This is a genomic window from bacterium, assembly GCA_030685015.1.
Classification (GTDB): domain Bacteria; phylum CAIWAD01; class CAIWAD01; order CAIWAD01; family CAIWAD01; genus CAIWAD01.
Map to the genome: position 1 here is coordinate 90,137 of JAUXWS010000067.1, position 19,910 is coordinate 110,046.

The window sequence follows — 19,910 nt, forward strand, 5'->3', positions numbered from 1 at the left end:
GATGGGACTTTCTGACCTTTCATCCCGCTGTCATTCCATGGTTTCGCCATAGCTCGGGGGATTCCCTTGATGTCGCACCGCGTGCTGAACGCCGCCTTCACGGATCGGCGGGAGCTTGAATCCCTGCTCAAGGAGATCGAAGCCGAGGGGCTGACCGTGGCGGCCCTGGGAGACGTCACCGGGCCGCGCATCATTGTCCGGCGGGAGGCGCGCAAGTACGACCATCAGGTGGTGGCCGTCACCGGGCGGGACGACGCCACCCTGAACAAGATCCTGCGCCAGCGGGAGCGCGACGGTTGGGTGGCCTGCGGGCTTGGCCCCTGTGGCGGCGCCACGGTGATGATCCTTCGTCGCGAACTGAGCAACGGCGCGGAGACCAGCATCTGACCCCGCTCCGCCCCCGTGTCCGACCTTGGTTGATCCTGTCATCCATCCTGGAGGGTTCCATGTTCGAGATCCTCGATGTCCATGCCCGCGAGGTGCTGGATTCCCGCGGCAATCCCACTGTCGAGGTCGAGGTGTCCCTGGCCGATGGCGCTTTCGGCTCGGCCATCGTCCCCAGCGGCGCCTCCACCGGCCAGTTCGAGGCCGTGGAGCTGCGCGACGGCGACAAGCAGCGCTTCCTGGGGAAGGGCGTGCTCAAGGCCGTGGAGAATGTCAACGACATCATCATGCCCGAATTGCTGGGCATGGACGCCTCCAGCCAGGTGGAGATCGACCGCATGCTCTGCCGCCTGGACGGCACGCCCAACAAGAAGAAGCTGGGCGCCAACGCCATCCTAGGCGCCTCCATGGCGGTGGCCAACGCCGCCGCCGATGCCGCCGGCCTGCCGCTCTACCAGTACCTGGGTGGCGTGCACGCCCATCTGCTGCCCGTCCCCATGATGAACGTGCTCAACGGCGGCGCCCACAGCGACAACAACGTGGACTGCCAGGAGTACATGATCCAGCCGGCCGGCGCCTCCTCCTTTGCCGAAGCCCTGCGCATGGGGGCCGAGACCTTCCACGCGCTGAAGAAGGTCCTCCAGGCCAAGGGCTACGGCACGGCCGTGGGTGACGAGGGCGGCTACAGCCCCAACCTGAAGGACAACCGGGAGCCCCTCGACCTCATTGTGCAGGCGATCAAGACCGCCGGCTACAAGCCGGGCAAGGACATCTTCATCTGCCTGGATCCGGCCGCCAGCGAGTTCTACGACGCCAAGAAGAAGCGCTATGTGCTGAAGGGCGAGGGGCGCAGCCTGACGGCCAAGGAGATGGTCGCCTACTGGGCCGATCTGGTCGCCGCCTATCCCATCTCCTCCATCGAGGACGGCATGGCGGAGAACGACTGGGAGGGCTGGAAGCTGATGACCGACAAGCTGGGCAAGCAGATCCAGTTGGTGGGCGACGACATCTTCGTCACCAACGTCAAGCGGCTGCAGATGGGCCTGGACAAGGGCGTGGCCAACTCCATCCTCATCAAGCTGAACCAGATCGGCACCATCACCGAGACCCTGGACACCATGCGCCTGGCCACCCGCCACGGCTACACGTGCGTGATCAGCCACCGTTCCGGGGAGACGGAGGACACGACCATCGCCGACCTGGCGGTGGCCACCGGCGCCGGCCAGATCAAGACCGGCTCCCTCAGCCGCACCGACCGCATCGCCAAGTACAACCAGCTGCTGCGCATCGAGGAGACGCTGGGCGAGGCGGCGCACTATGCCGGTCCGGAGACGATGCGGACCTGATGAACCGCATGCAGCGCGTCAAGCAGGCGCTCGCCTTTCTCCTTGGCCGGGCCGGAGGGGGGCGGGCGCCCCTGTCGCCGGCCCTGGGGCGAAGCTTGCTGGCCCTGGCGGCGGCGGGGGCCCTGGTGTGGTTCGTCCTGCGCGACCACGGCCTCCTGGATCACGCCCGCCTCCGCCGTGCGCTGGATTCACTGGATGCCCGCTCGCGGCACCTGGAGACGCAGATCGTCTGGTACCGCGAGCGCAACCGCCTGCTGCAGGCAGGCGATCCCTTCACCCTGGAGGAGGAGGCCCGCCGTCTGGGCATGGGCCGGCCGGGAGAGGAGCTGTTTCGCGTCGTGCTGCCGGAGGACACGGCCACCGCCAAGGAGTGAGACATGGTCAAGCGCCTGCGCAACATCTTCATGACCGGCGTGCTCACCATCACGCCGGTGGCCATCTCGGTCATGGTGCTGGTGGGCATCTTCAACTGGCTGGACCAAGTGCTGGGCCAGATCATCCTGCGCATCCTGCGGGACATGGGCCTCCCCTACATCCCGGGGCTCGGATTCATCCTCCTCGCCCTCCTCATCCTCCTGGTCGGCCTCCTGACCCAGCACTACCTGGGCCGACAGGTGCTCCGGCTGGGCCAAGCCGTCGTCGAGCGCATCCCCTTCCTCAGCAAACTGGTGCGAGCCGTGCGCCAGATCATGGACTCCTTCGTCACCTCGAAGAGCGAACTCTTCCGCCAGGCCGTCCTGGTGGAGTATCCACGCCGGGGGACCTGGTGCGTCGGCTTCCTGACCCGGCGGGCCGGGGGCGAGGTGCGCGAGAAGCTGCGCCCGCAGCAGGACAACCGGCTGCTCTCCCTCTTCATCCCCACCACGCCCAACCCCACCAGCGGCGTGCTCATCTTCGTGCCCGAGGAGGACACCATCCTGCTGGAGATGAGCGTGGAGGAGGCCGTCAAGCTGGTGGTGTCGGGCGGCGCCCTCTTCAAACCGACGGGCTCCGATCCGGTGGGCCGGCGCGCCGCGGCCCCGCCACCGCAGGTGTGAGCCGGACGGTGGGTCTCACGGCCAGCTCCCCCACGTCCGCACCTGCCACCGCGCCCTTGAGCCCGCGGCGGACGACCGGCCACGCGCCCACTCGATACCAACCCACTCGGCGTGGCTGGCTGCCCGGCCTGCTGCTGGCGGCCCTGGCCGGACTGGCCAGCAGCCGCCTGCCAGCCCTGGAACTACAGCACCAGGCCTTGCGGGGCCTGGAGGACCACAGTTCGCGCCTTATCCTCGGACACGCCCTGGCCGGACCCCGCGACAGCCTGCGGCTTGATCTGCGCGCCGAATGGCGGGGGGGCTACCGCGACTACAACCGGGACAGCCGCCGCCTCCTCGAGCAGGCCTCGCTGGACGGCACCCGCCGCCTGGACGGACCCTGGCGCCTGCGCTGGGCGGCCCGCCAGGCCCTCTTCAATGAGCGTCGCTCCCTGCGCGAAACGGTCTCCTCCTCGCTGGACCTCGGCCTGCGCCACGCCGGCCTCCTGGACGCCGAAGCGCTGGGAGGCTGGATGCAGGATCGCCGCCAGACCGGCTTCGACAGTGGCCCCCGTCTGCGCCTGGGACTGGGCGCCACCAGCCCGGGTGAGGACGCAGGCCTGTCCGGGCGTGGCGACTGGCAGCTGGAGGCGCCGGGCCGGCGACGCAATCAGCGGCTGGATCTTGCCCTGCGCAGTGATTGGCAGGGTCAAGACGGCACCGTCCATGAGGCGCGGCTGGCTCTGCGCGACCAGCGTGAGGACACCTTCCCCGATCCCTTGCGGGAAAGGCTGGAGCGCCGGCGCGGCCTGGAGATCACGCTGGAGGACCGCTTTCGGGGGCGGTTGGGCCGGCAGGCTCGTCTCGCCGCCGATCTGCGGGCCTGGAGCCGCAACCAGGATCGCCGGCCGCGGACGGCGACCGACTCCCTCCTGGACACGCGGGGCTCGTTGCTCGACCGCGGCCTGGAACTGCGCACCGAGCCCTCTCTCACGCAGGGCGGCCTGGAATCAAGCATCGCCTACACCTTCCAACGCCAGCAACAGGATACCGAGTACGGACCCCTGAGCCGTCTCAGCCGCACCCTGAGCGACATCGCCCTCAACCGGCTGGAGGCGCGCCTGCTCTGGAGTCCGGCGGCGGACAGCCTGCTGGCCAGGGGCGCCGTGGAACTCCGGCGCCGCGACACGGATTTCACCGGCCCCGTGCGACGCGATCCCGACTACATGGACCAGGCCCGTCGCGAGGGTCACCTGCGCTGGAGCCACGCCCTGGGGGGCGGTTCCCTGGTTGCCCTCGAAGGCGGCCTCACCCTGGCCATCGAGCGGCACCAGCAATCGAGCCGCAGTCGGGCAAACTACCTCAACCGCACTTGGCGCAGCGCCGCCGAGCACCGCCTGGCACTGGGCGACTGGCGCCTGGCCGGGCGGGGCGTGCTGGTGGCCGACTACCGGCTTTACGATTTCGATGATCCCCTGCAACCGCGCAGCTGGATCCAACGGCGGCTCCTGCTGACGGAGCGCGCCCGTCACCCGCTGCCCGTCCCCGACCGCCTGGACGGCTGGCGCCTGGCGGGCGAGCTGGGTGGGCGCTGGATGGAGGAGGACGGCGGCAGCTTCCTGCGCCAGGACGGCCGCGAACGCCTCTCCGATTCGGCGCAAGAGTGGCAGGCGGGGGGAGCGCTGGAAGGGCGGCGCGGCCGCTGGACCCTCAAACCGGGCTGGGATTGGGTGGAGCGGCGGGACTGGCGCTGGTCGGCGGCCGAGGGGCGGCGGACAAGCCACCTGGTTCGGCATCTGCGGCGCCAGGGGCCGCTTCTCGCCGTGCAGCGTGTCGCCCCGGGTGGCCGCCTGGCCCTCAATCTGCAGTGGGAGTGGGTTCGCGACGGTGCGGGAGAGACGGTGCGCAGCCGCCGCAATGTGTGGGGTCGACTGGATTGGAGCTGGCATGGGCGCTGAGTCCTGGTGGCCCCGCCGGGGCCTCTCCCGGCGCCGGGTTATCTAAGTTGAGCGCCCCGCTGCCAAGTGGTTCGCCCGGGTGCGAGGCTGCCTGGACATGAAGGGGGGCGGAATGCGAGGCGGCGGACCGGCTGTGGTCCGCAGGGTACACCGCTTCGAAGAAGTTTCCCCGCGTGGCCCTGTACGGGGATCTTTCTGGAGAACCCAGCATTAACCCCGGGCGGGAGGGGGGCGGTGGGAGGGAATACCAACAAATTTCGGAAAACAGTAGACTGGAGTTCGTCGATAGTGGGAGCCAGGCCATCCATTCCGCCTTCAGCGGCCCGCATCCAAGACAGGATGCGTGCCCATCCCACAAGGACCCGCCGGGGGATCTCCCCGGCTCCAGCAGCGCGATGGATGCAAGCCCCCGCAGCAGCTAGGGCCCGACAGGTCCCGGCAGCGGGAAGATCCGCCGGTCGCGACGAGGGAAGGGGATGAGAAAGGTCTTCCTCGACCACGCCTCCACCACGCCCCTGGATTCCCGCGTCCTGGCGGGCATGCTGCGCCTGGCCGGCGAAGCCTTCGGCAACCCGTCCAGCGGGCACCTCTTCGGACGGCGGGCGCGCGCCCTGCTGGACGACGCCGCCGATCAGGCGGCGGGCGTGATCGGCGCGGCGCGGCCCGAGGAGATCGTCTTCACAAGCGGCGGCACCGAGGCTGACAATCTGGCCTTGCGCGGTGTCCTGGCCGGCCTGCCCGCGGCCAGCTCCCTGGTCGTCTCCGCCGCCGACCATGCCGCCGTGCTGGACACGGCGGCGGACCTCGAGGCGGAGGGCCGGAGCGTGATCCGCCTGCCGGTGGACGGGCGTGGGCGGGTGGATCCCGAAAAGTTGGCGTGGGTGCTGGAGCAGGGGGGCGTGGGCCTCGTCAGCATCATCTGGGCCAACAACGAGCTGGGCTCCATCAATGAGCTGCCGGCCCTGGCCGGGCTGTGCCGACGGCACGGCGCGCCCTTCCACACCGACGCCGTGCAGGCCCTGGGACGACTGGCCGTGCGGGTGGACGAAGTCCCCATCGATCTGCTCAGCGGCAGTGCCCACAAGTTCGGCGGCCCCAAGGGCGCGGGCTTCCTCTACGTGCGGCGCGGCACCGCCCTGCGGCCCCGGCAGACAGGGGGCCTGCAGCAAGGGGGGCGGCGCGGCGGCACCGAGAATGTGCCGGGCCTCGTCGGGCTGGGTCTGGCCATCGAGCTGGCCGAGAGCGGCCGCGTCGAGGCGGGGGTGCGGCTGCGCGCCCTGTCCCGCCGCCTGGGCGCGCGCCTGGCGGGGGCGCCCGGTCTGCGCCTCCTGGGCGACGGCGCCGCCGCGGACCAGCTGCCCGGCCATTTCTCCCTCTGCTTCGAGGAGGTGGAGGGCGAGGCCCTGCTCCTCTCCCTGGACCTGGACGGCATCGCCGTGAGCAGCGGCAGCGCCTGCCACACCGGCAGCATCGAGCCCAGCCATGTGCTGCTCGCCGCCGGGCTCAGCCGACGCCAGGCCAAGGGCACCATCCGCCTGGTGCTGGGACGCGATACGACGGAGGAGGATCTGGACTACGCCGCCGCCCGCCTTCTGGAGCACGCCGCCCGCCTGCGGGGAACCCAGTGAGCCGCCGGGGGCGCGTGGTGGTGGCCATGTCCGGCGGGGTGGACAGCGCCGTGGCCGCCGCCCTGCTTGTGGAGCAGGGCCACGAGGTGGTCGGCCTCACCATGAAGCTGCACGGTCATCTCGACACGGGAACCGTGACGGCCGAGCGGGGTTGCTGCGACCTGCGCGCCTACAGCGACGCCCGCCGCGTCTGCGACCGCCTGGGCATTCCCCACCAGGTGGTCGATCTGTCCGCCGAGTTCCGCCGCGACGTGATGGACGTCTTCGCCTCCGAGTATTTCGCCGGCCGCACGCCCAACCCCTGCGTCCTCTGCAACACGCGCCTCAAGTGGGAGCACCTCTGGCAGAGGGCCGCGCAGGTCGAGGCGGAGGCGATCGCCACCGGCCACTACGCCCGCGTGGAGCGGGAAGGGGCGGCTTGGGTCCTGCGGCGCGCCGCCTCGCGCGACAAGGACCAGAGCTACGCGCTGTGGGGCATCCAGCGGGAGCGTCTCGCCCGCACCCTCTTCCCGTTGGGCGGGCTGGAGAAGGCCCAGGTGCGCGATTTGGCGCGCGGCCTGGGTCTGAGCGTGGCCGACAAGGCGGAGAGCCAGGACATCTGTTTCGTGCCGGACGGCGACCATGTCCGCTTCTTGCGCCACCACGATCCGGTGGCCGCCGCTGCCGCCGGCGGCGGCGAGGTGGTGGGGCCGGACGGCGCGGTGCTGGGCCGCCACGACGGGGTGGCGGCCTACACGGTGGGTCAGCGGCGGGGCCTCGGCCTGGCCTTGGGCCGGCCCCACTATGTCAGCCGCATCGATGCCGCCACGGGGCGTGTCCACTTGGCGAAGGAGCAGGATCTTTACCAGTCGATGCTCACGGCCGACGGTCTCAACTGGCTGGTGCAAGAGCCGGGCGGGGAGCTGTCCTGCCAGGCCGCCATCCGTTACCGTGATCCGGGCAGCCCCTGTTTGGTGAGGGTGCGGGAAGGCGTGGCCGAGGTGCGCTTCGCCCGGCCGCGGCGGGCCATCGCGCCCGGGCAGTGTGTGGTGTTCTACCAGGGCGACCAGGTGCTGGGCGGCGGCTGGATCCGCTCCGCCCGGGACTCCGCCTGAGGGAGGTTGCGATGTCGAAGGAAGGACGGGGCCGCGCCCTCACCACCACCGGCCTGCGCCGGATGAAGGAAAAGGGCGAGCGCATCGTCGCCCTCACCGCCTACGACGCCCTCTTCGCGCGGCTGGAGGACCAGGCCGGCGTGGACCTCATCCTGGTGGGGGACAGCGTGGGCATGGTTTACGGCGGGCGCCCCGACACCCTGGCCGTGACCGTCGAGCAGATGGTCTACCACACGGCCTGCGTGCGCCGCGGCGTGGAGCGGGCCCTCCTTGTCACCGACATGCCCTTCCTCAGCGTGCAGGGGAACGCGGACGAGGCCCTGCGTCACTGCGGCCGCATGCTGGCCGAGGGCGGGGCCCAGGCCGTCAAGGTGGAGGGCTGCCGCCCGGTGCTGGAGACGATCCGCCGCCTGGTGGACTGCGGCATCCCCGTCATGGGCCACCTGGGGCTGATCCCCCAGAGCATCCACCGCCTGGGCGGGTGGGGGCAGCGCGGCCGGGGCGCCGCCGAGGCGGAGCGGCTCTTCAAGGAGGCGCGCCTGCTGGAAGAGGCGGGCTGTTTCTCCCTGGTGCTGGAGAAGGTGGAACCGGGCCTGGCCGCCCGCATCACGGCCTCCCTGGCCATTCCCGTCATCGGCATCGGCAGCGGATCGGATTGCGACGGCCAGGTGCTGGTCAACATGGACATGCTGGGGCTCTATGAGGAACTGCAGCCTGCCTTCGCGCGCCGCTTCGCTTCCCTGGCCGCCGAGGTGCGCGCCGCGGTGGAGGCCTACGGCCTGGCGGTGCGGGAGGGGAACTTCCCGGGACCGGAGGAGATTTGAGGGCCTTCGCCGGACGCGACGGCCGTCCGCCGGAGACCCACGGGCAGTTGGGATGACCAGGCAAGGGAGCACGCGGTGGAGCTGCTGACCAGCATCCGGGAGATGCAGAGCCACGCCGGTGGACTGGAGCGCCAGGGCCGGCGCATCGGCCTGGTCCCCACCATGGGCTATCTGCACGAGGGCCACCTCTCCCTGGTGCGGGCCCTGCGCGGGCGCTGTGACAGCCTGTGGCTGAGCAGCTTCGTCAACCCCGCCCAGTTCGGGCCCGCCGAGGATCTGGAGCGCTACCCACGCGACCTGGAGCGCGACCTGGCCCTTTGCCGCGAGGCGGGCGTGGACGGCGTGCTGGCGCCGGCGGCGGCCGAGGTCTACCCGCCCGGCTTCTCCACCTGGGTGACGCCCGGTCCCGTCGCCGACCGCTACTGCGGCGCCACGCGGCCGGGCCACTTCCGCGGCGTGCTCAGCATCGTGCTAAGGCTCTTCCTGTGGACGCGCTGCCGGGTCGCCGCCTTCGGGGCCAAGGACGCCCAGCAGCTCTGGCTGATCCGGCGCATGATCCGTGACCTGGATCTGGAGGTGGAGGTGGTGGAGGGCGCCACCCTGCGCGAGGCGGACGGCCTGGCCATGAGCAGCCGCAACGTCCACCTGGGACCGGAGGATCGCCGCAGCGCCCTGGCCATCAGTCGCGCCCTGCGCCTGGGGCGCGACGCCCTCGCGGCCGGGGCCGGGGCCGGGCACGCCCTGGATCTGATGAGGGCGGAGCTGGACCGCGAAGCCGCGCTGACCCTCGACTACCTGCATGTGGCCGACTGGTCGACCCTGGGCTCCCTGGCCGGGGTTCCGGAGCGGCCCCAATGGCGCGAGGCGCCGGACGGAGGCGGGGAGCGCGAACTGGTGCTGCTGGCGGCGGCCCGGGTGGGCGCCGTGCGCCTCATCGACAACATGCGGGTGACGACCAAGCACGGGGATTGAAAGTCAGGAAAGGAAGGCCGTGGCACTGGAACTCTCGGTCATCGTCCTCGCCGCCGGCAAGGGCACGCGCATGAAATCGGACCTGGCCAAGGTGCTGCACCCCTGCCTGGGCCGGCCCCTCATCGACTGGGTGCTGGACCAGGCCGACGCGGTGGGGGCCCGCCATCAGGTGGTGGTGGTGGGGCATCAGCGGGAGGCGGTGATGGCCGCCGTGGGCGCCCGGGGGGTCACCTTCGCCGTCCAGGCGGAGCAGAGGGGCACGGGACATGCTGTACAGATGTGTCGGGAGGCCATGGCCGGGCACGGGGGGGATGTCCTCGTTTTGTCGGGAGACGTGCCCCTGCTGGGGGCCGACACCCTCCGGGCCCTGCGTCGGCACCACGAGGACGGGGGCTGCGCCGCCACGGTCCTGACCGCCATCTTCGCCGATCCCACCGGCTACGGACGCATCCTGCGCGACGCCGCCGGCCGCGTCGCCCGCATCGTGGAGCACAAGGACGCCAGCGAGGAGGAGCGTGGCGTGTCCGAGATCAACTCGGGCATCTACCTTTTCAACACGGAGCGCCTCTTCGCCTGCATCGACCGCCTGCGGCCGGACAACGCCCAGGGGGAATTGTACCTGACGGACATCATCCGCTTCCTGGTGGAGGACGACCTGCCCGTCTCCGCCCTGCCGACGGAGGATCCGGCCGAGATCCATGGCATCAACACAGTGGAGCAGCTGGCCGCGGTGGAGGCCGAGCTGAGGCGCCGCGCCGGCGGCGGGAACCGTCAAAAAGCGCTATCATGAACACTGTCAACGAGAAGGAGTTCCGCATGACCGGTCAGAACATCATGCGGGGCCTGCTGGTCGCGCTGTTGGCGCTGGCCGCGCACGCCCAATTCAAGGATCGGGCCGAGGTCCAGCCCCTGGCGGGCATGGTCCTCCAACCTGGCGTGGGCCTCAACCTGCAGGGGCCCTTGCTCGACCCGAACCGCCTGCAGATCCGCCAGTCCGTCGAGATGGGTTTTGCCAGCGGCGGAGGCGGCGCCGTCGGCGCCGGCCTTTACCTCAACCAATTGGACTATCAGCTGTCCAGCACCCTGGACATGAGGGTCGAGGTGGGGGTCAACAGCATCTTCCACAACAGTGTGATGCCCGGCGCCACCGGCCAGAACCTGGTGGGCGGGGCCGAACTGCGCTGGCGCCCCACCGACGACCTGGAGATGCGCCTGTCCGCCTCGCGCGGGCTGGCGCCGCGCCGCTCCTGGCCGGGTGGCTGGTCCTCGCCCATGGACGGCTGGGGCTTCACCGAGTGATCCAGCGCACGAGAGCCTGATTCCATGTCCATCCGTCGTACCGCCGCCTCTTCATCCGGCTCCCACGGTGCGGGGGGAGCTTTTTGGACCTCCCTTGCCGCCTGGAGCGCCCTGGTGATCGGCCTGGCCAACCTCGCCTTCATCATGTTCCTGTGGAACCGATTGCCCGTCAAGGATCTGGAGGACGAGGCGGGAGACCTGCTCCAGCGTGGGCAGGCCATGGTGGAGGACGTGGCGGATCGCTTGCCGGAGTCCGCCCCGGAGAGGGGGGGGGAGCCGGCCCCGGCCGTCGCCACAGGGACATTGGCCGGCCGGGAGGAGCCCCTCAGCCCGGCGCCGCCCACCGAGGCGGAGGCCCAGGCCCAGGCGGCCCCCGAGGACGCCCGTCCGGGCATCCGCCTGCAAGTATTGAACGGAACCGGCGTGCGGCTGGTGGCGGCCCAGGCCGCCGATGGCCTGCGCCGCTTGCGCTACGACGTCCGCGAGACGGGCAACGCCCGCGAGCCATTGGACAAGACGCGCATCGTCAGCCGGGTGAAGGATCCGGCGCCCTCCCTCCGGCTGGCCCAGGACCTGGGCCTCTCCTCCGCCCGGATCAGCTATGCCGCCGATCCCAACCTGGTGGACGTGGATCTGACCCTGATCATGGGAGCCGACTACCGCAAGCTGCCCGTCATGGGCAAACGATGAGGACCAGGACGTGAAAGGCATCCACCTGGCGCGACGCATCGCGCGGATGGCGTGGGCCAAGAAGGCCGAGGACGTGGTGATCCTGGATCTGCGGGGCCTGACGGACACGACGGATTTCTTCGTGATCTCCACCGGCCAGGTGGGCATGCACGTGCGGGCGATCACCGACTTCGTCATGGACCAAGCCCGCGACCTGGGCGAGCGGGCCCATGTCTCGGAGAAGGACTCCGACGAGTGGATGGTGGTCGACTTCGTGGACGTCATCTTCCACTGCTTCCAACCGCAGAAGCGCCGCCACTACAACCTGGAGCGGCTGTGGTGCGACGCCCTGCGCCTGGAGGTGGACCCCGCCTCGGGCACGGCCGGCACCCTCAAGGCGGCGCGCGAGGATCTGGAGCGGCGCCGCAGCCAGCCCGCGCGCAAGCGCCAGCCGGCCCGGCGCGCCTGAGCCCGGCCGCCCTTCCCTGCAATCACCAGGCAATCAGTCCGGCCGGGAGATGACATGCCGCAGGAGATACTGGTCGTTGGCTCCACCGCCCTGGACAGCATCGAGACGGCCCATGGCCGCGTCCAGGAGGTCCTGGGCGGCAGCGCTTTCTACTTCGCCGCCGCCGCCGCCCGCTACGCGCCGGTCCTGGTGGTGGGCGTGGTGGGGGAGGATTTCCCCCGGGCCAGCCTGGAGCCGCTGAGGGAGCTGGGCGTCTCGCTGGACGGCCTCGAGAACGTGCCCGGCCGCACCTTCCGTTGGGGCGGGCGCTATCACGACGACCTGATCGGCCGCGACACGCTCTTCACCGAGCTGGGCGTTTTCCAGGAGTTCCGGCCGCGCATCCCGGCCGCCGCCCGGCGCCGCCCCGTGCTCTTCCTGGCCAACATCCAGCCCAGCCTGCAACTGGACGTGCTGGATCAGATGGAGGCCCCCGCCCTCGTCGTCACCGACACGATGAACCTGTGGATCGACATGGCCCTGCCCGACCTGGTCCGCGTCATCGCGCGCAGCCACATCCTCATTGTCAACGACGAGGAGGCCCGCCAGATCACGGGCCGGCGCGCCCTCCTGCCCGCCATGCGGGCCCTGCAGGCGATGGGGCCGCGCACGGTGGTGGTGAAGAAGGGCGAGCACGGCGCCCTCATGGGGCACGGGGAGCGCCTCTTCGCCGCCCCGGCCCTTCCCCTCGAGCAGGTGGTGGACCCCACGGGGGCGGGCGACACCTTCGCCGGCGGCTTCGTCGGCTCCCTGGCCGCCGACGGACGGGTGGACGACGAGACGCTGCGCCGCGCCGTCATCCGCGGCTCGGCCCTGGCCAGCTTCAGTGTCGAGGCCTTCAGTCTCGACCGTCTGCTGGCCGTCACCCCCGGTCAACTGGCGGAGCGCCTGGCCCGCTTCACCGACCTCACGAGCTACTCGCTGACGTGATGGAAGCGCTGCATTGGCGGGACGGCGCCCTCGAGATCATCGATCAGCGCCTGCTGCCCGACCGCCGGGAGAGCCGCCGCCTGGAGACGGTGGCCGCCCTGGCCGAAGCCATCGCCGTCCTGGCCCTGCGCGGCGCGCCCGCCCTGGGCCTGGCCGGCGCCTGGGGCGTGGCCCTCGCCTGCCGCGAGGCCGGCTCCGGCACCCGGCCCGACTATCGGCAGCGGGTGCGCGACTTGGCCCGGCAGGTGGCGGAGGCGCGCCCCACCGCCGTCAATCTGGCCTGGGGCGTGGCCCAGGTCCTGGACCGGCTGGAGGGACGGCCCGCGCTCGAGTGGGCCGGGCGGGCCGAGGAGGAGGCGCGGCGCCTGCACGAGGCGGACCGCGCCGCCGGCCGCGCCATGGGACGGCTGGGCGCCGATCTCATCCGTCCGGGGGGCCGCTACCTGACGCACTGCAACGCCGGACCGCTGGCCACGGGCGGGGTGGGCACGGCCCTGGCCGTCTTTATCGAGGCGCGCCGCCGCGGCCTGGATTTCGAGGTGCTGGTGGACGAGACGCGACCCCTGCTGCAAGGCGCCCGCCTCACCATGCCGGAGCTGGCCGAGGCGGGGGTGCGCGCCCGTCTCATCGCGGATTCGATGGCGGCCTTCGCCATGCGTCGCCTGGGGGTGGACGGCGTCTTCGTGGGGGCGGACCGCATCGCGGCCAACGGGGACACGGCCAACAAGGTGGGCAGCTATGGCCTGGCGCTGGCGGCCAAAGCCCACGGCGTGCCTTTCCGGGTGGTGGCTCCCCTTTCCACCATCGACCCGGCCTGCCCGGACGGGGAGGCCATTCCCATCGAAGAACGGGATGGGGCCGAGCTGCTGGGCCACGGGTCCTGCCGCTGGGCGCCGCGGGACGCCGCCACATGGAACCCCGCCTTTGATGTGGTGCCCGCGGACTTGATTCAAGATATTGTGACGGAAGCCGGCCTGCTGCGCGCGCCCTTTGCCGGAAGCATCCGGGACGCGCTGGACACGCAGCGACGGGCGGCGGCCGATGGCACCTGTGCAAGGGAGACGGATTCATGAGAAAGCATATGGTCCCGGGCGTCCTGGCGACGCTCCTGGCTCTGTTGTTGATGAACTGCGCGGCGATGGCGGGCAAATCCATGGAGCTGCGCAGCGCCAACACCTACTTCAACCAGGGGGACGTCAAGCAGGCCCTCGATTGGTACGAGAAGGCGGATGCGAAGGGCACGGGCGAGGCTCAGGTCTACGCCCGCCTGGTGGAGATCTACGCCGAACAGAAGCGCTGGCCGGAGATGAGCCGCGCCTTCGCCAAGATCGACCAGTGCCTTGACAAGGAGAAGGACAGGAGCAAGTACAAGGAAGAGGCCTCCATCGTCATCGACCAGCTGTGGATGGGCCTGTGGAACGGATCCATCGAGCAGACGCATCTGGCCGAGGAGAACCTGGCGGCGGGGGACAGCGCGGCGGTGGTGGACCATTTCCGCCAGGCGCGCGACCGCATCGCCACGGCGCTGGAGATCCTGCCCGACCACGTGGAGTTCCACAAGCGGATGGGGGATCTCTACATCACGGAGTTCAACTCCCTGCACGCCGACCAGGAAGGCTTCCCCCTGCTGCAGAAGGCCGCGGAGTCCTACGCCCAGCTGGTGGCGGCCTACCCGGACTCGGTCGATTACGCCATCGTCCTGACGCAGCTGCACTACAACTCGCGCCATTACGACCAGGCCCGCGCCACGGTCGACGAGGCGCTGCGGCACAACAAGGGCAACGCCGACCTGCTCAATTACGCCGGCAAGGTGCGCATCCAGCAGGGCCTGGCCCTCAAGGACGCCGAAGGAGCTGTCCCGCCCGAGGGGCGCCGCCTCATGAGCGAGGCGATCACCTTCCTGGACGATGCCATCGAACTCGACCCGAACGATCCCATGCTGGTCTACAACCTGGCCCTCCTCTATCGGGACATGGAGGAACCCCACCAGGCGATCAAGACCTTCAACCGCATCGAGGCGCTGGCCGGAGACCGCCCGGACCTGCTCTTCGACAGCTGGTACTCCATGGCCGTCCTCTATTTCCAGGATCTGCCGGAAGAGGAGCAGGATCCCGCCAAGGCGGCGGAATACTTCGAGAAGTGCCTGGGCCTGCAGCCGGACAACGCCGGTCTCAAGTTCAACCTGGGTGTCTCCCTGATCCGCACGGGCGACAAGGACAAGATCGTCCGGGGCAAGGCCTTGATGTCCGACGGTCAATAGACAGGAACCACAGGCGGAAGCGGCGCGGCACGGCGGGAGGACCGCCGGCCGCGCATCCGCGTTGAAGAGGTGCCGTCACCCATGACGCCCCGCGCCGGCCGCGCATCCCAGCGGCCCGACCTTCCCCGCCACGTGGCCATCATCATGGATGGCAACGGACGCTGGGCCCGCACCCGGGGCATGAACCGGGTGGCCGGCCACCGCGAGGGGATCCACTCCGTCCGCGAGGTGGTGGAGGTCTGTGGCGAGCTGGGCATCCAGGTGCTCACCCTCTACACCTTCAGCTCCGAGAACTGGCGGCGCCCGCCCATGGAGGTGCGCGCCCTGATGAGCCTCCTCATGCGCACCATCAGCGCCGAGGCGGACCGCCTCCACGCCAACAAGGTCCAGGTGCGGGCCATGGGCTGCCTGGAGGACCTGCCGGTCCGGGCGCGCCAGGGCATGGAGCAGGCCATCGCCCTCACCCGCCACAACGAGGGGCTCATCCTCAACCTGGCCCTCTCCTACGGCGCGCGGCAGGAGATCCTCCGCGCCGTCAACCGCCTGTTGGCGGAAGGGGTCGAGACGGTGGACGAGGCGGCCTTCGCCGCGCGGCTCTTCACGGCCGGCCTGCCCGACCCCGACCTGCTCATCCGCACGGGCGGCGAGTACCGCCTCTCCAACTTCATGCTCTGGCAACTGGCCTACACCGAGCTCTACATCAGCGACAAGCTCTGGCCCGAGTTCCGCCGGGAGGAACTGGAGCGGGCCCTGGCCGCCTATGCCGGTCGGGAGCGGCGCTTCGGCCGCACTTCGGAGCAGCTTCAGCCATGAGGCCACGGCGCTGGATCCTGGTCCTGGCGCTGGTTCCCGCACTAAGCATCCTGGGATTTCTGGCCGCCTGGCACCTGCTGGATCTGGACGAGCACCTGCGGCGGGACCTGCTCGCCCGCCTCGAGGCGCGCGGACTGGAGGACGTGGCGCTGCGGGAGCTGCACCCCGCCTGGGTGGGGCTGGACCTGCGCGGCCTGGCCTTCACCTTGCCGGGAGGCGGTCTGCGCCTGGAAAGCCGCTCGGCCCGCCTGCGCCTGGGGCCGCTTTCCTGGCTCAAATCGCCGGCCCGCCTGCTGGCCGCGCTGGAGTGGGTGGAAGTGGCGGACTTCTCCCTCCGGGCCGACAGCCTGCTCCTGGCCCGGCGGGAGGCCGCCCCCGGCCAAGCCGACTGGCTCCCCTGGCTGAAGCAGCACGCCTCCACCCTCGCCCAGTTGCCGGAGATCCGGCTCCGTGGGGGAAGGATCCTCTGGCAGGGTTCCGCCGGGGATGATCTGGTCCTGGTGGAGGATCTGGAAGGCCTGGTCATCCGCCGCGGCCAGGTGCAGGAGCTGCTGCTGCGCAGCCGCCTGCTCGGCAACCGCCACCAAGCCTTCCACGCCGGCATGGAGCTGGACCCCGCCGCCCTCGACGGCAGCTTCCATCTCACCCTGGACAGTCTGCGCCAGTCGACGCGGCCCTCCGCCTGGCTGCCCGGCGTGGAGGAGTTCACCTGGCGCGGCTCGCTGGACATGGGCGGACGGCTGCGCGCCGGGAGCTTGGATTCCCTGGCCGGCCACGGCGACCTGGTGTTGGAGGAGATGCGGCTGGCCGCGGGCGGCACCCTGCGGGGGGCGTGCGCCTTGCAGGTCGGCGCCGACAGCCTGCGTCTCAAGGATGGGCGGCTGGTCTGGCAGGAACAGGACTTTGAGTTCCAAGCGGCCCTGCCCTGGCGGCTGGAGGGATCCGCCGGCTGGCTGCGCGCGGCGGGCCTGGACCTGGGCCGGATGGGGGCCGGGGCGGGCATCACCGCGGCGGGCGCCTGGCCCGCGCTGGACGGACAGCTGGACCTGCTTGCCCGCGGTCGCTGGCAGAAGGAGCCCCGCGTGGAGCTGGCCTTGCGGGCGCGGGGTCTTGGACTGGCGGGAAAGGCCTTGGGCGAAGCTGAGCTGGACGGCAGCTGGGTGCCCGGCCGCCTGGTCCTGGACCGGCTGTGGTGGCAGCACGGGCCGGGTCTGCAGGCAAGAGGCAGGGCCGTCCTGGCGGGTCGGGGCGACGCCCTGGCCGTTGAACTGGGGGCGAGCCTGGCCGTTGAGCTGGACAGCCTGCCGCGCCTGCGCGGCCTCCTGGCCGACAGCGTGCGGGCCGACCTGCGCCTGGACCTGCGCGCGGAGCGGGGCGGAAAAGGGTGGCGGCTGAGCTCGGGAGGCACGACGGGCGGCCTCAGCCGGGCGGGCTTGCCCTTGCTCGATGTGCAAGGCGGGCTGGTCGCGGGTCAATTGATGGACGGCCACCTGCCCGAGGGCGAACTCGACTTGAGGCGGCCGGGAGGCGGATCCCTGGGCCGCCTGCAGTGGCTGGACGGCGCGGCACGCCGCTGGGAGGCGGAGCTGGCCGTGCAAGGCGGCATCCTGGGTGGGCTGCTGGGATTGCGCACCTTCCAGTTGCCGGAGGACCTGGCGGGCCTGATCCGCCTGGAGGGCGCCGGGCTGCAGACGGAGGCCCACGCTGATCTGGCGCTGCGTGGCCGGCGCGCCGTGCTGGATGGACAGCTGGCCTGGTCGGACAGCCTCCGCACGCTGGAGGCCGACCTGGCGCTGGAGGGCTGGCGCGGCAGCCGGCTGGAGGGCCGCCTGCGGGCGTCCCTGGCGGGCCGGCGGCTGGACTTGCTGGTCTTTCGCCTGGAAGGCATGGACCTGAGCGGCTGGCTGGATCTGGACGAGCGGCGCTACATGGCCGAGCTGGTGGCGGACGATCTGCCGCTGGCCCCTTTCTGGGACTTGCTCATGGAGGATCCCGCCCCGGCGGATCCGGGCATCCTTAGCCTGCTGGCCGCCGGCGAGGGCAGCCTGGACAGCCTGGGCTTCCGGGGCGGCCTGGAGTGGCGCCAGCGTCTGCTGGACCGCCATGGCCGGCTGTGGGCGGACCTGACGGTGGACCGCCAGGTGGCCCGCCTGGAACGGGGCAGCCTGAGCCTGGACGGCGTGGAATGGGCCAGCCTGGACCTCTTCTGGAGCCTGGGCCAGGGGCCGCGCGAACTGCTGCTGCAGTTGTTGAATCGCGACCTGGGCGAACTGGGCGCGGCCGGCCGGCCCTTCTGGCTGAGGGGAAGAGCCACCGGCCACCTGCGGGTCGATTTCGCGGCGGGCCGCAACAGGGGGCTGGAAGGCAGGCTCCAGGTGGCGGAGCCGCGACTGGGCGGTCTCACCTTCGACGAGCTGAGCCTCAGCCTGTCACGCGGGACCACGCCCGGACGCATTTCCCTGGACAGCCTGGTGCTGGCCCGCGGCGGCGCGGCTCCGCTCCGGCTGGACCTGCGGGGCGACCTGCCCTTCGGCGCCGGCGAGCTGGACCTGGACCTGTCCATCGTCGGCGATCTGCTCCATCCACTGACCGTCACCTCGTCGGGCACCCCGTCCCGCTTTTTCCACCATGCCTCGGGACGGGGAGATCTGCGCCTGGGCCTGGGCGGCGGCCTGCTGGAGCCGCAGATACGCGATGGGCGCCTCGAACTGCGCCGGGGCAGTCTGGGGATGGCCTCGGTCTTCCGGCGGGTGCGCGACCTGGAGGCCCGCCTGGAGATCCAGGGTGGCCGGCTGGTGATCGAGCGCTGCGATGCGAGGGTGGGCGACACGCGCCTGCGCATCGGCAACACCTGGGAAGCGGTGGCGGACGGACATGCCCTTGATTCCTGGGCGCTGGAGCGGCCTGAGCTGGATCTGGGGGTGCTGGTGCTGGAGACCCTGGATCCGCGCGGACAACCGGGAGCCATTGAGCTGAACCTGCCGGGATTGATGGAGCCGGACTGGAGCGCCCGGGTCGTCCTGCTGGGTGCGGCGGCGGGCGAACGATTCTTCGTGGCCGGACCGATGGAGCGGCCCCAGGTCCGCGGCCGGGCCCAGGTGGACCACGCCGAGTTCACCTATCCCTTCATCAAGGGCGACGAAGCGCCCACCCCCCTGCTGGCCGCCACCATCTCCCTGCTCAACTCCATCGAGTGGGACCTCGCCCTGCAGGGCGGACGCAACATCAACTACTGGCGCAAGCTGCAGGGCTTCGACGACACGCCCGTGATGGACCTGGTCAAGGGCTATCTGGACCGCATCACGCTGGACCTCTATCTCGATCCCACCATCCAGCCCCTGCGCATCACGGGACAGATCGACGACGAGAGCTTCCGTCTGGCGGGCGACATCACCTGCTCGCGCGGCACCGTCCTCTTCCTTGACAAGGATTTCGAGGTGGAGGAGGCCGGCCTCAGTTTCGACGCCTCAACCCTGTTGCCCGTGGTCTGGGGCCGGGCCGTGCACAACGTGATGCGGGCGACGGACGACCCCGGCCTGCAGTCCCTCTTCAGCCAGGATGCCCGCCAGGTGGGCCTCCAGTTCAGTGCCGAGGACGAGTTGGGCAACCGCCAACTGCGCGGACGATGGGACGAGATCCGGGTGGAGCTGGTGGGCGGGCAGTCCCAGGGCCAGGATGTCTTCACCCGCGGCCAGGAGGAATTGCTGGTGGAGATGGGGCTCAACCCTTATGATCCCGGCGCCTCCATCGAGTCCCTCCTGCCCGATGTGGTGGCCGGATTCTGGGAGATCCCGCTGCGCCCGATCGAGAGCCGCATCCGTCGCCGGCTGGGGTTGGACGAGGTGCGCATCTTCCTGCCCGTGTTGCGCAACACGGTGGAGGAATTGCTCTCGGCCCAGAGCACGCAGGAGCGGGTGAGCCAATCCTACCTCGACTATCTGCAGGGGACGCGCGTCATCCTGGGCAAGACGGTCAGCCGGCGCACCTTCGCCAGCTGGACGGGGCAGCTGGTGGCCTCGACCCCGGTGGAGGGACGCAGCCTGGTGCGGGTCTTCCAGCGCTGCAACCTGAACTACGAGGTGAGCCGCAACCTCAGCCTCACGGGGGAGCTGGTCTTCGACCCGCTGCGCGAGGCGGGGGCCCTGCGTGGGGATCCCCGCGTCCTTCTGCACTACCGGCAGCGCTACTAGCAGCCTGTCGGGCTTGGAC

The 19,910-nt window shown here is 70.8% G+C and carries 18 protein-coding genes; all 18 read left to right on the top strand.

The window, feature by feature from the left end:
- Window positions 1–69 precede the first annotated feature (69 nt).
- The 18 genes from Q8O14_09785 (at window position 70) to Q8O14_09870 (ending at window position 19,891) form a co-directional block, all read left to right on the top strand.
- A complete protein-coding gene (locus tag Q8O14_09785; GenBank protein MDP2361029.1) occupies window positions 70–387 on the top strand; it encodes a hypothetical protein in 318 nt (105 codons plus the stop codon).
- Window positions 388–446: 59 nt separating this feature from the next.
- Entirely contained in the window at window positions 447–1,730 is a 1,284-nt protein-coding gene (eno, locus tag Q8O14_09790) for a phosphopyruvate hydratase (GenBank protein MDP2361030.1), read from the top strand.
- Window positions 1,730–2,104: a hypothetical protein gene (locus tag Q8O14_09795; protein MDP2361031.1), complete on the top strand. Its 375-nt coding sequence runs from the start codon at window positions 1,730–1,732 to the stop codon at window positions 2,102–2,104. The genes eno and Q8O14_09795 overlap by 1 nt, the downstream gene beginning before the upstream one ends.
- Before the next feature lie 3 nt (window positions 2,105–2,107).
- A complete protein-coding gene (locus tag Q8O14_09800) occupies window positions 2,108–2,767 on the top strand; it encodes a DUF502 domain-containing protein (GenBank protein MDP2361032.1) in 660 nt (219 codons plus the stop codon).
- On the top strand, window positions 2,764–4,704 hold the full coding sequence (locus tag Q8O14_09805; protein MDP2361033.1) for a hypothetical protein: 1,941 nt from the start codon (window positions 2,764–2,766) through the stop codon (window positions 4,702–4,704). Before Q8O14_09800 ends, Q8O14_09805 begins: the two co-directional genes overlap by 4 nt.
- A 476-nt stretch (window positions 4,705–5,180) precedes the next feature.
- The gene (locus Q8O14_09810) at window positions 5,181–6,332 is read left to right on the top strand and encodes a cysteine desulfurase family protein (protein MDP2361034.1); all 1,152 of its coding nucleotides are present in this window, start codon (window positions 5,181–5,183) and stop codon (window positions 6,330–6,332) included.
- On the top strand, window positions 6,329–7,426 hold the full coding sequence (gene mnmA / locus Q8O14_09815) for a tRNA 2-thiouridine(34) synthase MnmA (GenBank protein ID MDP2361035.1): 1,098 nt from the start codon (window positions 6,329–6,331) through the stop codon (window positions 7,424–7,426). The genes Q8O14_09810 and mnmA overlap by 4 nt, the downstream gene beginning before the upstream one ends.
- 11 nt (window positions 7,427–7,437) lie before the next feature.
- Window positions 7,438–8,250 (top strand): 3-methyl-2-oxobutanoate hydroxymethyltransferase, encoded by an 813-nt coding sequence (gene panB / locus Q8O14_09820; protein ID MDP2361036.1) that lies wholly within the window; start codon window positions 7,438–7,440, stop codon window positions 8,248–8,250.
- 75 nt (window positions 8,251–8,325) lie between these two features.
- The gene (panC, locus tag Q8O14_09825) at window positions 8,326–9,222 is read left to right on the top strand and encodes a pantoate--beta-alanine ligase (GenBank protein MDP2361037.1); all 897 of its coding nucleotides are present in this window, start codon (window positions 8,326–8,328) and stop codon (window positions 9,220–9,222) included.
- Window positions 9,223–9,241: 19 nt separating this feature from the next.
- A complete protein-coding gene (locus Q8O14_09830) occupies window positions 9,242–10,012 on the top strand; it encodes an NTP transferase domain-containing protein (GenBank protein ID MDP2361038.1) in 771 nt (256 codons plus the stop codon).
- Window positions 10,009–10,521: a hypothetical protein gene (locus tag Q8O14_09835; protein ID MDP2361039.1), complete on the top strand. Its 513-nt coding sequence runs from the start codon at window positions 10,009–10,011 to the stop codon at window positions 10,519–10,521. Before Q8O14_09830 ends, Q8O14_09835 begins: the two co-directional genes overlap by 4 nt.
- A 24-nt stretch (window positions 10,522–10,545) precedes the next feature.
- Complete coding sequence (locus Q8O14_09840; GenBank protein ID MDP2361040.1) at window positions 10,546–11,211, top strand: LytR C-terminal domain-containing protein; 666 nt, start codon at window positions 10,546–10,548, stop codon at window positions 11,209–11,211.
- A 10-nt stretch (window positions 11,212–11,221) separates the two neighbouring features.
- Entirely contained in the window at window positions 11,222–11,659 is a 438-nt protein-coding gene (gene rsfS / locus Q8O14_09845; protein MDP2361041.1) for a ribosome silencing factor, read from the top strand.
- A gap of 54 nt (window positions 11,660–11,713) precedes the next feature.
- Window positions 11,714–12,628: a PfkB family carbohydrate kinase gene (locus Q8O14_09850; protein ID MDP2361042.1), complete on the top strand. Its 915-nt coding sequence runs from the start codon at window positions 11,714–11,716 to the stop codon at window positions 12,626–12,628.
- Window positions 12,628–13,701, top strand: a complete 1,074-nt coding sequence (mtnA, locus tag Q8O14_09855) for an S-methyl-5-thioribose-1-phosphate isomerase (GenBank protein MDP2361043.1) — start codon at window positions 12,628–12,630, stop codon at window positions 13,699–13,701. The genes Q8O14_09850 and mtnA overlap by 1 nt, the downstream gene beginning before the upstream one ends.
- A complete protein-coding gene (locus tag Q8O14_09860; GenBank protein MDP2361044.1) occupies window positions 13,698–14,888 on the top strand; it encodes a tetratricopeptide repeat protein in 1,191 nt (396 codons plus the stop codon). The genes mtnA and Q8O14_09860 overlap by 4 nt, the downstream gene beginning before the upstream one ends.
- An 81-nt stretch (window positions 14,889–14,969) precedes the next feature.
- On the top strand, window positions 14,970–15,701 hold the full coding sequence (gene uppS / locus Q8O14_09865; protein MDP2361045.1) for a polyprenyl diphosphate synthase: 732 nt from the start codon (window positions 14,970–14,972) through the stop codon (window positions 15,699–15,701).
- Window positions 15,698–19,891, top strand: coding sequence for a hypothetical protein (locus Q8O14_09870; protein ID MDP2361046.1), 4,194 nt, complete (start codon window positions 15,698–15,700; stop codon window positions 19,889–19,891). Before uppS ends, Q8O14_09870 begins: the two co-directional genes overlap by 4 nt.
- Window positions 19,892–19,910 lie beyond the last annotated feature (19 nt).

Bases quoted from the DNA above. Each gene is read 5' to 3' on its own strand.
- eno (MDP2361030.1), top strand. From the start codon at position 447: ATGTTCGAGATCCTCGATGTCCATGCCCGCGAGGTGCTGGATTCCCGC.
- mtnA (MDP2361043.1), top strand. From the start codon at position 12,628: ATGGAAGCGCTGCATTGGCGGGACGGCGCCCTCGAGATCATCGATCAG.
- Q8O14_09810 (MDP2361034.1), top strand. From the start codon at position 5,181: ATGAGAAAGGTCTTCCTCGACCACGCCTCCACCACGCCCCTGGATTCC.
- Q8O14_09840 (MDP2361040.1), top strand. From the start codon at position 10,546: ATGTCCATCCGTCGTACCGCCGCCTCTTCATCCGGCTCCCACGGTGCG.
- Q8O14_09795 (MDP2361031.1), top strand. From the start codon at position 1,730: ATGAACCGCATGCAGCGCGTCAAGCAGGCGCTCGCCTTTCTCCTTGGC.
- uppS (MDP2361045.1), top strand. From the start codon at position 14,970: ATGACGCCCCGCGCCGGCCGCGCATCCCAGCGGCCCGACCTTCCCCGC.
- Q8O14_09785 (MDP2361029.1), top strand. From the start codon at position 70: ATGTCGCACCGCGTGCTGAACGCCGCCTTCACGGATCGGCGGGAGCTT.
- Q8O14_09800 (MDP2361032.1), top strand. From the start codon at position 2,108: ATGGTCAAGCGCCTGCGCAACATCTTCATGACCGGCGTGCTCACCATC.
- Q8O14_09870 (MDP2361046.1), top strand. From the start codon at position 15,698: ATGAGGCCACGGCGCTGGATCCTGGTCCTGGCGCTGGTTCCCGCACTA.
- Q8O14_09835 (MDP2361039.1), top strand. From the start codon at position 10,009: ATGAACACTGTCAACGAGAAGGAGTTCCGCATGACCGGTCAGAACATC.
- Q8O14_09860 (MDP2361044.1), top strand. From the start codon at position 13,698: ATGAGAAAGCATATGGTCCCGGGCGTCCTGGCGACGCTCCTGGCTCTG.
- panB (MDP2361036.1), top strand. From the start codon at position 7,438: ATGTCGAAGGAAGGACGGGGCCGCGCCCTCACCACCACCGGCCTGCGC.
- Q8O14_09850 (MDP2361042.1), top strand. From the start codon at position 11,714: ATGCCGCAGGAGATACTGGTCGTTGGCTCCACCGCCCTGGACAGCATC.